The 15,778-nt window shown below is 61.2% G+C and carries 5 protein-coding genes; 3 read left to right on the top strand and 2 right to left on the bottom strand.

Annotated elements, in window-relative coordinates:
- Positions 1-210 precede the first annotated feature (210 nt).
- The 3 genes from NGK70_RS09695 (at position 211) to NGK70_RS09680 (ending at position 9,393) form a co-directional block, all read left to right on the top strand.
- Positions 211-6,564, top strand: coding sequence for a cadherin domain-containing protein (locus NGK70_RS09695; RefSeq protein ID WP_310742592.1), 6,354 nt, complete (start codon positions 211-213; stop codon positions 6,562-6,564).
- A 92-nt stretch (positions 6,565-6,656) separates the two neighbouring features.
- Entirely contained in the window at positions 6,657-7,697 is a 1,041-nt protein-coding gene (locus tag NGK70_RS09685) for an IS630 family transposase (RefSeq protein WP_251973034.1), read from the top strand.
- Between the two features lie 571 nt (positions 7,698-8,268).
- The gene (locus NGK70_RS09680) at positions 8,269-9,393 is read left to right on the top strand and encodes an acyltransferase family protein (protein WP_251973033.1); all 1,125 of its coding nucleotides are present in this window, start codon (positions 8,269-8,271) and stop codon (positions 9,391-9,393) included.
- A gap of 84 nt (positions 9,394-9,477) precedes the next feature.
- On the opposite strand, the gene NGK70_RS09675 is transcribed toward NGK70_RS09680, so the two are convergent.
- Together NGK70_RS09675 and NGK70_RS09670 are read right to left on the bottom strand one after the other, a co-directional pair.
- Positions 9,478-10,658, bottom strand: a protein-coding gene (locus tag NGK70_RS09675; protein WP_251973032.1) for an IS3 family transposase whose coding sequence is annotated in 2 segments (ribosomal slippage) — positions 9,478-10,409 and positions 10,409-10,658 — 1,182 coding nt in all. Because the reading frame shifts where the segments join, the coding sequence is not laid out codon by codon here.
- 63 nt (positions 10,659-10,721) lie between these two features.
- Entirely contained in the window at positions 10,722-15,677 is a 4,956-nt protein-coding gene (locus NGK70_RS09670; RefSeq protein WP_251973031.1) for an ELWxxDGT repeat protein, read from the bottom strand.
- Between the last annotated feature and the right edge of the window lie 101 nt (positions 15,678-15,778).

The following is a 15,778-nucleotide window of genomic DNA, read 5'->3' as shown; positions in this document are numbered from 1 at the left end:
CTTTTTCTTGGAGCCGTGGAATGGTGCTTCCCCTTGAACCAGGGGTGCCACTGCATCGGGGGATGCCCGGAATAGGTGGGTGTGCCTACGATGACTTCGGTTCCATCGGTGACGAGCGGGGAGGCACAGTCGCCGCCGGTGGAACCACCACTCTTCTTTGATGAATCGCTCCAATGACGAGCGACTACTTACTTTCAGGCGGGCAGACCCTTGGCAACTCTCAACGGCAGCAGCGGTAACGACAGACTGGACGCATCGGCAATGGCGGAAGCGTCCTTGCTTCTGGGCGGTCTCGGCAATGACACGCTCACTGGCAGCGTGTTCGACGACACGCTCGAAGGCGGCAATGGGAACGACTCGTTGATAGGAGGGCTCGGCAATGACCTGTTGACAGGTGGGGCCGGGTCAGATCGCTTTGTTGTCAGCGCGGGCAAAGACACGGTCACTGATCTCGGGACGGGTGACGCGTTCGCGGTCAGTGCAGGCGCAGAGGCCTTCATCAGTGTGACCTCTTCGTTCACAGCGTCCTCCGGCACGGCGAATTCTGGTGCTGCCAGTTTGAGCACGAACGGGGTCAATGTGAACCTTGCTGCCGCCACGGGCAGCAATGGCTATCTGGTTGTCAACAACTCTGGTGCTGCGGTCTCGTTGACGGGCAGTGCCCGAGACGACACCCTGGTCGGAGGGTTGGGCAACGATACCCTCACAGGTGGCGCGGGCAACGATGTCCTTACGGGAGGGGGCGGATCGGACGTGTTCATGGTTGCAGGAGGCAGCGACACCATCACCGACTTCAGCGGGGGCGATGGCGTGGTGGTTTCTGCCGGGGCGGTGGTCAATGCCACAGTCGCAGCGACCCTGGTGGCGCGCAACGGCACCAACAACGGGCTGGTCAACCTCACCACGGATGCGATCGCGATCAATCTGTCTGCTATCACGGCAGGGGTGGGCGGTTTCGCCATCGTCAACAGTTCTGCCGCTGCAGGTGCGGTGTTGATCGCCAGCGGTTTGCGTGACACCGTTTTGGGAGGATCGGGCGACGACATCATTGATGGAGGCAAAGGGTACGACTTGCTGCAGGGGGGCGGTGGTGCCGATTCGATGTTGGGGGGATTTGGCGACGACATCCTGCAAGGTGGAGATGGTGCAGACAGCCTCAATGGTGGATCCGGTCTTGACACGTTGTTTGGAGGGGGGGGCGGCGATACCTTTGTGTATGCGTCGGCATCGGACTCATTCGGTCCAACCTACGACACGATCGCCGACTTCGCGGCGTCTTCCGCTACCGGTGCAGTGCCAAGCGAGGCGGACCGGATTGATTTGTCCGCCCTGCTTGGGGCGACAGACCTGGTCTGGGGCGGCAAGGACTCGCCCATCGCCAACGGGGTCTGGTTCCGGCAGTACGAGTCGGCCAACGAGACGTGGATTTCTGCGGACACCAACGGCTCCGCCTCCTTGGACCCCACGTCGGCCGAGTGGGTGGTGCGCCTGACTGGCTTGCATGATCTGAGCGCTGCAGACTTCATTGGCGTGGCGCAGACGGGCAATCCCCCCGAGGCAGCCGATGACCACAACACGGGCGACGCGGTGGTCGAGGCCGGTGTCGCAGGTGGCGATGCCACGGCGATTGGCAACGTACTGACCAACGATGGCGGAACGGCTGGGCTGGCCGGCGTCTCGATTTCAGGTGTGGCGCCTGGTGCGGCATACGGCCCAGGGGCGGTGTCGACAGGGGTGGCGGTGAGCGGCGGGTATGGCACGCTGGTCCTAGCCGCCGACGGCATCTATGAATACGTTCTGGACGACTCGCGTGCGGCCACCGAGGCTCTTGCCGCGAATCAGTTGGCGCAGGATGTCTTTGCGTACCAGTTGCGCAATGCCAGCGGGCAGACGGTTCAGGCCCGGTTGACGGTCACGATCAGTGGCAGCAACGATGCTCCGGTGCTCAGCCTGGAGAGCGGCAGTGGTGCGATGGCAGAGGGAACAGATGCCAGCGCCGGAGTCTTGGTGACTGGGCTTGCCGCCAGTGATGTGGATGCCGCCGCGGCGCCGGTGCTGTCGCTTGGCGGTGCCGATGCGGCTTTGTTTGAAATCCGCACGGCGCCGCAAGGGGGCCTTGGGCTGTACTTCATCGGTCAGCCAGATTTCGAGAGTGGCAAGGTCGCCTACTCAGTGGAAGTGCTTGCCGCAGATGGCGCCGATGGTGAGGTTCAGGTGCAGCGTAGCTTCACGTTGACGATTGGCAACGTGGACGAAGCCGCCCCGGTGATCACCTCGGGGCCGGTGGCTGCGGCGATCGAAGAGAACAGCGGTGCGGGGCAGGTGGTGTACACGGTGGTGGCCGACGACAGCGCGGACATCAGCGCAGGAGTGAGCTACAGCCTGGGTGGTGAAGACGCTGCCGCATTCACGATCGACGCGACTACGGGCGAAGTGAAGCTGACGGGCAACCCGGACGCGGAGACGCAGGCGAGCTACCAGTTCGAGGTGGTAGTTACGGACGTGGCTGGGCACGCCACGAGCCAGGCCGTGACGTTGGCGATCAATGACGTGGATGAGGGCGTGACACCGCCCACATTCAGCTCTGGCTCACAGGTCGAGGTCAATGAGAACCAGCCGATCGGGTCACTGGTCTACACGGCGGTGGCAACGGCGGTCAGCGGCGCGGTGACATACAGCCTGGGTGGTGCGGATGCTGCGGCATTCACGCTCGACGGTGTCAGTGGTGAGGTCCACCTGGCTGTCAGTCCGGATGCAGAGCTGAAGGCGGACTACCAGTTCGAGGTGACGGCCACGGATGCTGCCGGGCATGCGACGAGCCAGGCAGTGAGCCTGGCGGTGGGGGACCTGGACGAGGCTGCTCCGGTGATTACCTCGGGGCCGGTGGCTGCGGCGATCGAAGAGAACAGCGGTGCGGGGCAGGTGGTGTACACGGTGGTGGCCGACGACAGCGCGGACATCAGCGCAGGAGTGAGCTACAGCCTGGGTGGTGAAGACGCTGCCGCATTCACGATCGACGCGACTACGGGCGAAGTGAAGCTGACGGGCAACCCGGACGCGGAGACGCAGGCGAGCTACCAGTTCGAGGTGGTAGTCACGGACGTGGCTGGGCACGCCACGAGCCAGGCAGTGAGCCTGGCGGTGGCGGACCTGGACGAAGTCGCCCCGGTGATCACCTCTGGGACAGTGGCTGCGGCGATCGAAGAGAACAGCGGTGCGGGGCAGGTGGTGTACACGGTGGTGGCCGACGACAGCGCGGACATCAGCGCAGGAGTGAGCTACAGCCTGGGCGGCGTGGACGCAGCGGCATTCACGATCGATGCAAGCACGGGCGAAGTGAAGCTGACGGGCAACCCGGACGCGGAGACGCAGGCGAGCTACCAGTTCGAGGTGACAGCCACGGATGCTGCTGGGCATGCGACGAGCCAGGCAGTGAGCCTGGCGGTGGTGGACCTGGACGAAGCCGCCCCGGTGATCACCTCGGGGCCGGTGGCTGCGGCGATCGAAGAGAACAGCGGTGCAGGGCAGGTGGTGTACACGGTGGTGGCCGACGACAGCGCGGACATCAGCGCAGGAGTGAGCTACAGCCTGGGCGGCGTGGACGCAGCGGCATTCACGATCGATGCAAGCACGGGCGAAGTGAAGCTGACGGGCAACCCGGACGCGGAGACGCAGGTGAGCTACCAGTTCGAGGTGACGGCCACGGATGCTGCTGGGCATGCGACGAGCCAGGCAGTGAGCCTGGCGGTGGTGGACCTGGACGAAGCCGCCCCGGTGATCACCTCGGGGCCGGTGGCTGCGGCGATCGAAGAGAACAGCGGTGCGGGGCAGGTGGTGTACACGGTGGTGGCCGACGACAGCGCGGACATCAGCGCAGGAGTGAGCTACAGCCTGGGTGGTGAAGACGCTGCCGCATTCACGATCGACGCGACTACGGGCGAAGTGAAGCTGACGGGCAACCCGGACGCGGAGACGCAGGCGAGCTACCAGTTCGAGGTGGTAGTTACGGACGTGGCTGGGCACGCCACGAGCCAGGCCGTGACGTTGGCGATCAATGACGTGGATGAGGGCGTGACACCGCCCACATTCAGCTCTGGCTCACAGGTCGAGGTCAATGAGAACCAGCCGATCGGGTCACTGGTCTACACGGCGGTGGCAACGGCGGTCAGCGGCGCGGTGACATACAGCCTGGGTGGTGCGGATGCTGCGGCATTCACGCTCGACGGTGTCAGTGGTGAGGTCCACCTGGCTGTCAGTCCGGATGCAGAGCTGAAGGCGGACTACCAGTTCGAGGTGACGGCCACGGATGCTGCTGGGCATGCGACGAGCCAGGCAGTGAGCCTGGCGGTGGGGGACCTGGACGAGGCTGCTCCGGTGATTACCTCGGGGCCGGTGGCTGCGGCGATCGAAGAGAACAGCGGTGCGGGGCAGGTGGTGTACACGGTGGTGGCCGACGACAGCGCGGACATCAGCGCAGGAGTGAGCTACAGCCTGGGTGGTGAAGACGCTGCCGCATTCACGATCGACGCGACTACGGGCGAAGTGAGGCTGACGGGCAACCCGGACGCGGAGACGCAGGCGGGCTACCAGTTCGAGGTGACGGCCACGGATGCTGCTGGGCATGCGACGAGCCGGGCAGTGACTCTGAACGTCAAAGACTTGTCTGAGGCGCCTCGTATCCGGGCGGAGATTGCGTTCAGCTCGTCGGGTTTCAGCTTCACCGTTGCGGATGAGGATGTTGCGGGAGCGATCAGCCTGGTTTCACCTTGGTCCAGCCTGGGGCCGGTGAATGACGGCTCGACGACGACGGTGATCCTGGCAACACCGACGATTGCCAAGTCCGGCAACCTTCAGGTGACTGATGGGCATTACATCACGGCACTGGACGCTATCCTGTCCACGGGGACGGGCAATGCGGAGGTGCTGACGGTAACCGGCACCGGGACGAGTGCGGTCTATGGATTCAATGGGGCCGATACATTGATCGGTGGTGTCGGCGTCGACTTTCTCTACGGAGGTGGGTCGAACGATATCTTCAGAAACGCAGCGGGCACCGATGTCGCTGATGGTGGATCCGGGACCGATACTCTGCAAATCGGTACCACCTACGTTGCATCGACCGATGCATCGATAGTGGCGGTTGAAAATATTGTCGTGGCGGGCAACAGCGCAGCGGTGCTGGTGGACTTGAGTACCCAGGCAGAAGCCTTCGCGAGCATCACCACATCCACGTTTGGCGACACCATTATCGGCGGAGGGGGGGCTGACACCCTCCAGGGTGGAATAGGAGCGGACAGCCTGTCGGGCGGCCTGTCGGCAGATAAGATCAGTGGTGGTGGCGGAGCCGATACACTGGTGGGCGGCGCAGGCAATGACGTGCTGACGGGAGGTGGTGGGCTCGATACGTTCTACGTGGACGCGGGAACGGATTCGGTGGCCGACTTGAGTGAATCTGACGTTCTGGTCGTCAGTGCCGGTGCCAAGGCGACGGTGAAAGTCACTGCTTCTTACACAGCGACTTCCGAGACAACCAATTCCGGAACTGCCTCACTGACCAGTGCAGGGTATGCAGTTGATCTCTCGCAGGTTTCTTTTACAGCAGGAGGTTTCTCGGTAACGAACTCGAGTGCTGTGGGAACGACCCTGATCGGCAGCGCTGGCACTGACTCACTGGTTGGCGCCGGTGGAAACGACTCGCTGTGTGGCGGGGCAGGCAATGATCTGTTGAAGGGTGGAGCAGGGAATGACGTGTTCCACGTGGACGCAGGCACTGACTTTGTGACTGATCTGGGAGGCGCAGATGTTCTGGTGATCGGGAGCGGCGCTGCTGCCGTAGTGACTGTCAGCTCTGCCTATGTGGCCACGTCGGCAACGACGAATTTCGGTATTGCCACATTGACTAGTACAGGCCAAACGATCGACCTGTCTGCGGTGGGTGTGAGCGGCAACGGATTTACAATCACGAATGGAAGCAGGAATGCGACCACGTTTTCTGGTAGCGCAGGTAGTGATTCCTTAAATGGAGGTAGCGGTGCGGATACTATGAGCGGTGGTGATGGGGATGACGTACTCAATGGCTATGCTGGTGCCGATGTACTTATAGGCGGTCAGGGGTCTGATACGTTTGTATTTTCGACTAAATCAGTTCCTATTGGTGTTGATCGAATTGCGGATTTTACCGGCGGGGATGATTCAATTTTATTGAACGGGGTTACCTTGGCGAATGCTGGTCCAGGGGTGCTTGACAGCACGGTGAATGTGACGACTGCCGGCTTTTATGGGGAATCAATTTCCGGTGCGGATATCATTGTGCTGAATTTGGCACCTGATCTTGTCAACACCTCGGCCAAAGTTGATGGTGTGCTCAACTATCAGAATGGAACATTCGACGGTGGAGTGCTAATTCTCGCCTATGGTGGTGATGTCAATAATGTTGCGCTTTACTACGATCCGGATGCCAATGGCACTTGGATGGCACCGACTTTGGTCTATCTTTTTACCAACTATACTGACATAGATCAGATGGGCGCCCAAGTCGTCGCGAGTGACTACATATTAGGGTGATCCGCGGCCCGAATCGAACGGATGCTACCCAGACAAAGAAACGGGTGGTGCTATTGACTCGGTAACTCTATAGAGCGTATTATAATATTTTCATGGAACACACCGACGCACGCAGCATCTCTCCTGAAGCCCAACGCGAGAAACGCACTATTGCGTTGAACATGCGCGAGCAAGGGTATTCGTTCACGGCGATCGGCGAAGCCATTGGTGTGCACAGTCGTACGGTGCAGAAATGGCTGGCAAGGGTTGCCGCGGAGGGCATTGATGCTGCGATTGCTGGTAAACCCCGTGGGTATGCGCCAGGGCAGTTCCGACAGATCACGCCCGAGCAAGAATCGAAGATCCGCTCGTACATCACCGACCGGATGCCCGACCAGTTGAAGATGCCGTATGCGTTGTGGACGCGCAAAGCTGTGCGCGATTTGATCAAGGACGAGACGGGCGTGGACATGCCGATTCGCACGGTCGGTTTGTACCTGAGTCGCTGGGGCTATACGCCGCAGCGTCCGGTCAAGCGAGCGTATGAGCAGCGCCCGGCTGAAGTGCGCCAGTGGTTGGACACGACGTACCCGGAGATCGAGCGGCGCGCCAAGGCCGAAGATGCCGAGATCTTCTGGGGCGATGAGACGGGTGTGAACTCGCGCAGCCAGCACGGCAGCAGCTACGCGCCCAGGGGCAAGACACCGACTGTGGCGCTGACGGCCAAGCGATTCGGCGTCAACATGATTTCCGCCTTGTCCAATCGTGGCACCCTGCATTTCATGCTCTACCACGAGACGTTCGACGCAGCGCGCTGCATCGACTTTCTCGATCGCCTCATTCAGTCTACGAAGAAGGGCAAGGTATTTCTGATCCTGGACAACCTGAAGGTCCATCATGCCGAGATCGTCAAGGAATGGGTTGCCGACAACCAGGACAAGATAGAACTGTTCTTCTTGCCGTCGTATTCCCCTGAACTCAATCCGGACGAGTATCTCAATGGTGATCTGAAGAATCGGATTGCCGAGATACCGCAGGCGCGAACAAAGGAGGCGTTGACCTCAAACGTCAAGAGCATCATGACCAAACTGATGGAAAGTCCAAGTCATATTCGATCGTACTTCAGACACCCAAAGATTTTCTATGCCGCATGAGTGCGCCGTTTAGAGTTGCCGGATTAATAAGAATATAGACAAAAGCAACTGAGTGGACCGACTGCCACCGCAGCTTGGGTGACAGGTTTCTGAATCGTCTTCGCGGAAGTCGGTAATCTCCAGATCCTGCCTTGGAGAGTTCAGGATGGCATCGCCTGTCGCGTTGACCAATGTCCTACCAACGCCACAGTTGTTGGCATTGGCTTGGTCGCCCTGGATCGCTGGTGTGGGCTACAGGTCCTGCACCTTCACCGCCGAGGGTGGAAAGTATGGCAAATCGTCACGCTTTTGTAAGCTGATGACGGCTGTCCGGTCGCACACTTGTATCAGTGTCGCTTTGTCGCTTCTAAGACGAACGTCTTACCCTGCACCCAAGGCGACTGGGGTCGTGGTAGCTCGGCACATGGATAGGCATTCTTGCTGCATGGACGTCGCCGTACGACACTGCGTTAGTGTTGTTCGGACTGATTGAAGTCAAGCTGGCACAGATCCTCTGGAGACGCCTGGGACTCTGTGCTTCATCGGTCCCACGGCTGCGGTGAAATGGTTGGTTGATAACGAGGCTTGTCGAATGGGATCAGATTCAGGGAAGTTTGCATACATTGACCAACTCAGAGGGGGGGCTGTGCTGATGGTGATGCTAGTCCATACCTCTCAGAAAATTCCTGGACTGAGTGTGTTCTTTGAAGCTATTGCAAAATATGGGCAGATGGGTGTTCAATTGTTCTTTGTGGCTTCTGCTTATACACTCTGTCTATCCGCGTCTAGGCGTGCTGATGAGGTTGCAGGCATTCGGTCTTTCTATGTGAGGAGATATTTTAGAATTGCTCCACTCTATTATCTTGGAATCTTTGTATATGCTGGCATTCACTGGATGCAGTCTTGGAGTGGGCACGGTTGGCCCGGTCCGTATACTATAAGTAACATTGCTGCGAATGCACTGTTTGTTCACGGGATTGTACCTTCGGCAAATAATTCAGTTGTCCCTGGAGGGTGGTCTATCGGTGCAGAGATGCTTTTTTATCTAATTTTTCCGGCACTGCATCGGGTGTGTGGTTATTTATTTGATTTTTGCGGGAATTTGGCGATCTTGGCATTAGCTGGTATATTTTTGTTGGCTAACATAATTTTTCAATGGAGTTTATTGGGTACAGAATTTCAGATTAAAAATAGTAACTTCATGTATTTTTTTCTGGTCAATCAAATGCCTGTATTCATTTTTGGTATTTTGACATATTTTATCTTGGAGCGCACGGCTACTGTGGTTTCGGCGCGTTGGTGTGTATTGGCTTTTGTCATTTTGACGCTACTGGTTTTGTATGTGTGGCGATTCAAAGCTCCTGTGTCATTCATGGTTATGCCCACATTGGCTGGGTTGTCGTTCTGCTTTCTGCTTGCTGCGATGAAAACTGGCTTGGCGCATTCGAAGTGGTTGCAACGGCTTGGCAGAGTATCTTATTCTGTATATGTGTTTCACTTCATATTTGCATGGCACGTGGCTCCTTTTATTGTGGAGCCGCTAGTTTCGGTGCTGAATGCAGATGTTGTTCTGTTATTTTCTGTTGCCGTTGTTGTTTTGGCAACTTTTTATCTGGCTTCTTGGACCGAACGGGCAATAGAGGCTCGCTGGATCTCTTTTGGGAACAGAGTGGTAAGGTCTCTCCAAGCGCGGGTCAGTGGGCGGCCTCAAATTTGAAGTGCGACATCGCCCGACCTGTAAGGTGTCGCCCAAATGGGAACCTGAGGTGCCCGTCGAAATTCGTCTTCTAGCGGGCCGTTCCTATGCTGCCATGGAGTGCTGAGCAGCATGCTTGCTGATCCAGTTCTCGAGGAACCGAACCGGCGAGTTGTAGCCCAGCGTGGAGTGGCGGCGACTCCGGTTGTAGAACACCTCGATGTACTCGAACAGGTCGGCCTGCGCGTCGGCTCTCGTTGCGTAGGTCGTGCCGTGCACCCGCTCGTTCTTCAAGCTGTTGAAGAAGCTCTCGGTCGGAGCGTTGTCCCAGCAGTTCCCTTTGCGGCTCATCGAGGCGGTCATGCTGTACTCGGTGAGCTGGGTCTTCATCGCATGGCTGGCGTACTGACTGCCGCGGTCGCTGTGGAAGATCACCCCGTCGCCTGGCTTGCGCCGGAACCAGGCCATCGTCAGCGCGTCGGTGACGATGTCGGCGGTCATGCGCGGCTTGATCGACCAGCCGATGATTTCTCGGTTGAAAAGGTCCAGCACGATGGCCAGGTACAGCCAGCCCTCGCCTGTCTGGATGTACGTGATATCGCCCGTCCAAACCCGGTTCGGCGCCTCGGGCGTGAAGTTGCGCGCCAGCAGGTTCTCGGCGATCGGCAGCGAATGCTTGGAGTCCGTCGTCGCCTTGTAGCGCCGCTTGTGCCGTGCCCGGATGCCGTGCTCTCGCATCAGCCGCTCCACACGACGCAGGCCGATCCGATGACCGCGTTCCTGCAGCTCGCGGTGCATGCGCCGCGAGCCATAGGCGGCCTTCACTTCGGCGTGGATGCTCTTGATCAGGGCCACGGCCTGCGGGTCCGTCAAGCGCGTGCGGTCGGGCTTGCCGCCACGACGCCAGGCGCGGTAGCCGCTGACGCTGACAGCCAGCACCTCGCACATGTCGGGCAGAGGGTAATCGCGGCGCTGCGCGTCGATCCAGGCGTACTTCACAGCGCATCCTTCGCAAAGTACGCCGTCGCTTTTTTTAGGATGTCGACGTGCATCTTCAGCCGCGCGTTCTCGGCGCGCAGCCTGGACAGCTCCATCTGCTCGGGCGTCACCGGCCTCGAACCGGGCGCCGTCAGCTTGCCAGCTACCGACGCCTTCACCCAGTTGCGCAGCGTCTGCTCGACCAGCCCCAGTTCCTTGGCGGCCACCACGATGCCCACCGCCTGCGCGTGCTTGACGGCCTGCTCCTTGAACTCGGCCGTGTATTCCTGCTTCGGGATCTTCTTCACTTCGCTTCCTTCAGGTCTCGATGCTAACCATCGACCCTTGGAAGACGAAAGACGGCAGGCAGCTCACTCGACGTTGTCGGCCAGGGCGTGACTGACCCAGGACTTGGCCAGGTCGGTTCCTGCCCCGACCGCCTCGACAACCACGTCGCCGACATCCTCGATGACGTAAGTGTCATTGCCGCTACCGCCCACCAGGGTGTCGAGCCCCCCGGACCCAAGGAGCGTGTTGGCCCCACCGTTGCCGGTCAAGACATTGGCGAGCCCATTGCCGGTCCCGGACAGGTTGCTGCTGCCCAGCAACACCAGGTTCTCGACCTGCTCAGCCAGCGTCCAGGTGACTTTGGCCTGCACGGTGTCAACCCCCTCGCCTGCCGACTCGACGGTCTGGTCCGCAGCGTTGTCCACGACGTAGACATCGTTGCCCTGGCCTCCCAGCAGGGTGTCGATGCCCGCGGCACCGTCCAGCGTATCGTGCCCCGACACACCCAGGAGCCGGTTGGCCGCTGCATTGCCAGTCAACAGGTTGTCGAGTTCATTGCCAGCACCTGTCAGCGCGGTGCTGCCCGTCAGCAGCAGCCGCGCGCTGCCCCCGGCCAGGGTCCAGTTGACCGAGGCCTGGACCAGGTCATCACCTTCACCGGTCAGTTCGATGACCACGTCACCCACGTTGTCGACGGTGTAGACATCGTTGCCCGCGCCCCCCTGCAAGGTATCTGCGCCACTGCCGCCATTCAGGCTGTCATGGCCCTCGCCACCCGTGAGGATGTTGGCCCCGGTGTTGCCCGTGAGTAGGTTGGACAGGGCATTGCCGATGCCCTGCAGTGCCGCACTGCCTGTCAGCGTGAGCCTTTCAACGTCTGCGGACAACGTCCAGTGCAGCGACGCCTGGACCAAGTCATTACCCTCCCCCGCGATCTCCTGCACCTGATCGGCGACGTTGTCGACGGTGTAGGTGTCGTCGCCCAGGCCGCCGACCAGGGTGTCGGTGCCCGCACCGCCGTTGAGGCTGTCATTGCCAACCCCGCCGGACAAGCAGTTGCCGGCACCGTTGCCGGTCAGCACGTTGGCCAACTCATTGCCGGCGCCGTCGATCGCGGCGCTACCGGACAGGGTCAGTCTCTCGACGTTGGCGCCCAGGACGTAGCCGACGGCCGACTGGACGAGGTCGGTGCCCTCAGCGCTGTTCTCGACGACGATGTCAGCCACATGGTCGACCACATAGGTGTCGTTTCCAGCGCCACCCAGAAGCGTGTCAGCCCCCGCCGCGCCATTGAGGACGTTGGCGGCGCCATTGCCCACCAGCAGGTTGCCCAGGGCATTGCCACTGCCGTTGATCGCCGCGCTGCCGATCAGTGTCAGGTCTTCGAGGTTGCCGCCCAGTGACCAGGTGACGCTGGATTCGACGCGGTCCCGACCTGCCGCCGCCAACTCAGTGACGACATCCGCCGCGGCATCGACCCGATACACGTCGTCCCCACTGTGGCCTCGCATCACGTCGACGTCAGCCCCGCCGTCCAGGAAGTCATCGCCCTCCCCGCCTTCCAGCGAATCCGCACCAGACCCTCCGTTCAATGTATCTGGACCCGCCGCCCCCAGGAGCGTGTCATTGCCCCCTTCGCCACTGAGTCGGTCATGGCTGCCAGCGTCGATGGCGTCTCCCGCCAGCACATCGGCGCCGTTGCCACCAACAAGCACCAAGTCGTCCCGAACCGGCGTGACATCGAAGGTCAGCGTGGTGCTGAGGACGGCGTCGGACAACCCGTCGGAAACACGGAAGGCCATCGTGTCCAGTGCCAGCCCATGCATGTTCTCGGCAGGCCGATAGGTCAGGCGCCCTGCATCGATGGCGTCGGCTGCGACGCGCTGGCCCGCCTGCACCGGCACCGCGTCGAGCAGTACAACGCCGTGCGTGGGGAGCGTTTCCAGCAGGACGGACTGCAGCTGATCGTCAGCATCGGGATCCGAAAACCCGAAGTCAACCGCCGTAAACGCCCGTGGCACATCCTCGTCCAGAACGACTTGGCCGTCGGCGCCTTCAGGCGACTCGTTGGTCACCGCCACCAGGATGTTGGTGAGCATGCCCGGCGAAGACCCCAGGCCCAGCGCGTTGATGTCCGCAACGCGCTGCGTTCCGGCGGGGCTGCCATCCGTGATCCACAGCTCGGCACCGTGGGTGGCGTCAGACGCGACAAACACGGCCCGCCCATCGCCCAGCGCCGTGATGGAGGCGGGAGCCGAACTCGCATCGCCGGCCTCGACGTCCGCAAGGAGGGTGGTGCCACCGGGCGTGCCGTCGGTTACCCAGAGCTCCGTGCCATGCTGTGCATCGTAGGCGGTGAACAGCACCAACCCACTGGCCAACACCGTCAGCGAACTGGCCCAGGACGAGCCGCTGCCCACGTGGAGGTCGGCCAGCATGGCGGTTCCACCACTCGTGCCGTCCGATACCCACAGTTCATTGCCGTGTGTACCGTCGTCGGCGGTAAAGAGAAACCTTCCCCCCCCGATTGGCGTGACGTCCCCCGCCCAGGAACCGTCGGCACCAGCGCGAAGGTCCATCAGCTGGCGCGTGCCCGCCGCAGTTCCGTCGGTGACCCAGACCTCATTGCCGGACACCTCGTCATTGGCCGTGAACACGGCCCACCCATCTGCGAGGCGCGTGAAAGCGGATGGAAAGGAGGACCCGACGCCGACCGCCAGATCGGACAGCAGCCGGGTGCCAACGCCGGTGCCATCCGTGGCCCACAGCTCCCAGCCGTTCGCTGAATCGAAGGCTCGGAACAGGACCTCGCCATTGCCCAGGGCGAACAGGTTGTCCGGGTAGGCACTCGCATCCCCGGTTTCGATGTCCTTCAACAGCACAGTCCCGGCCGCGGTTCCGTCCGTTGCCCACAACTCGCGGCCATGTTCCACATCCTCGGCGGTGAACAGCACGAGCCCGTCACGCACCTTGATGAAACCCGCTGGCGCGCCGTCCAGCTCACCGCCCTGGATGTCGGCCAGCTGCCAGGTTCCACCTGCTGTTCCATCCGTGAACCACAACTCCTGGCCGGTCAGTCCATCGTAGGCCGCAAAGACAGCCTGGCCGGGGCGCAGCTGGACAAACTGGGAGGCCCAGGAGGAATCGGCACCGCCATTGATGTCGCTGACGAGCGAGGTCCCAGCGGTGGTTCCGTCGGTAACCCAGAGCTCCCCGCCGTGGCCCGGATCCTCTGCGCAGAAAAGCACCCGCCCGTCACCAAGCGAGAAGAACCCGCTCGGGCGCAAACCCCCCTCTTCGCCCGTCCCCTGGGTCAAGGCCGACGTACCGGCACGGGTTCCGTCTGTCACCCAGAGCTGGGGCCCGGCCACGCCGTCCAGGGCCGAAAAGAGCCAGCGGCCATCGTCCATCTTGAAAAAACCGCCCGGCGCAGAATCAATGCCACCAACGGCAAGATCGACCAGCAGCAGGGTTCCAGCGGGCGTTCCGTCACTGACCCACAGCTCTTGTCCGTGGACACCGTCATCGGCAACAAAAAGAACCCGTCCGGCCCCGAGTGGCACGAAGCCCTCCGGGTGCGAGCCGAGCGTGGCCACATTCATGTCCCGATACAGCCGGGTCCCGGCAGTCGTTCCATCCGTCACCCACAACTCGGCGCCGTGAACACCATCGTCCGCAGTGAAGAGGATCCGCCCATCGGACATCGCGTGGAACTCCCCAGGATTGGAGTCCGCGTTGCCCGGACGCACATCCTGGAGCATCCGGGTACCCGCTTCAGTCCCATCGGTCACCCACAGCTCGAAGCCATGTTCTGCGTCACCGGCCGAGAACAACAGCCGGCCATCACCGAGGCGAACGAACTGCCCAGGCGCCGATCCGCTGGTGCCCGGGTCGATGTCCATCAGCATCCGGGTGCCTGCCGCCGTCCCATCGGTCACCCAGAGCTCGGCCCCGTGGGTGCCGTCATTGGCCTGGAACACCACGCGACCATCGGACAGCGACGCGTAGCCCCAGACGTCACTGCTGCTGGTCGAGCCGCCGGGCCTGATGTCGGCCAGCAGATACGTCCCGCCCGGACTGCCGTCAGTGATCCACAGTTCATGCCCAGCCACTCCATCGGTGGCCGTGAACAGCAAGCGGCCCTCACTCAGCAAGTAGGGGTTCGCAAATCGCGATGAGCCGGTTCCTGGGAAAATGTCCTTCATAAGCGCAGTGCCTGCCTCGGTGCCATCCGTGATCCACAGCTCACCACCGATGGATCCGTCGTTGGCAACGAAAACGTGCCGACCATCGCCCAGTGCCACAAACTTGGAGGGCGATGATGGCCCAGCGCCAAGTTGGATATCCTTGACCAGCCTCGTACCTCCGGGCGTTCCATCCGTCACCCACAGTTCCAGGCTGATCCCGTCACCCAGGGCAGCAAACAACGCCCTGCCGCCTTCGATGGCATGGAAGTCGCGCGGCCATGAACTGGTACGGCCATCAAACACATCACCGGCCTGATAAGTCCCCTCGGCAGTGCCATCGGTGATCCATGGCTCGGCACCGTCGGTCTTGTCGATGGCACTCAGCAGTATATTCCCGCCCTCCAGCAGGGTAAGCCCCTCCGGATTGGCACTGGAAATACCCGGAACAATATCCTTGACCAGTTTGGTTCCGGCAGGAGTCCCGTCGGTGACCCACAATTCCCTGCCTTGGGAACCCAGCGCCACAAAAACGACCCTACCTCCCGGCAGGACCGTCAATTCAGAAGGGGCAGACGATGCTGTTCCCGGCAGTATGTCCGCGAGCAACTGGGTTCCCGTTCGAGTTCCATCGGTCACCCAGATCTCGCTGCCGACCGCCGTGGAAAATCCACACAACAGCGTCAGTCCGCTGGCGAGCGGGACCATCTGCTCAATATAGATATCCTCCAGCAACCGCTCGGTCAACGTCGTCCTCGCATCGGTCACCCAAAGCGCAGACAGGCCTGAGGCGTCCTGAGCGACAAACAGTTGGCGCTGAACCAGGAGCGCGGCGACAGGGGTGATGGTGGTCATGGCAGATATAGTCATTTGGACGGAAACGCCCGCAGATCCTTGTCAGGGAGCCTCGAACCCAGCATCCGCTTCAGACAACACGGCGCAGCCAAGCCTCGCGA

It is taken from the genome of Sphaerotilus microaerophilus, assembly GCF_023734135.1.
GTDB classification, from domain to species: Bacteria; Pseudomonadota; Gammaproteobacteria; order Burkholderiales; family Burkholderiaceae_C; genus Sphaerotilus; species Sphaerotilus microaerophilus.
This window is presented reverse-complemented; position numbering and strand designations above follow the sequence as displayed.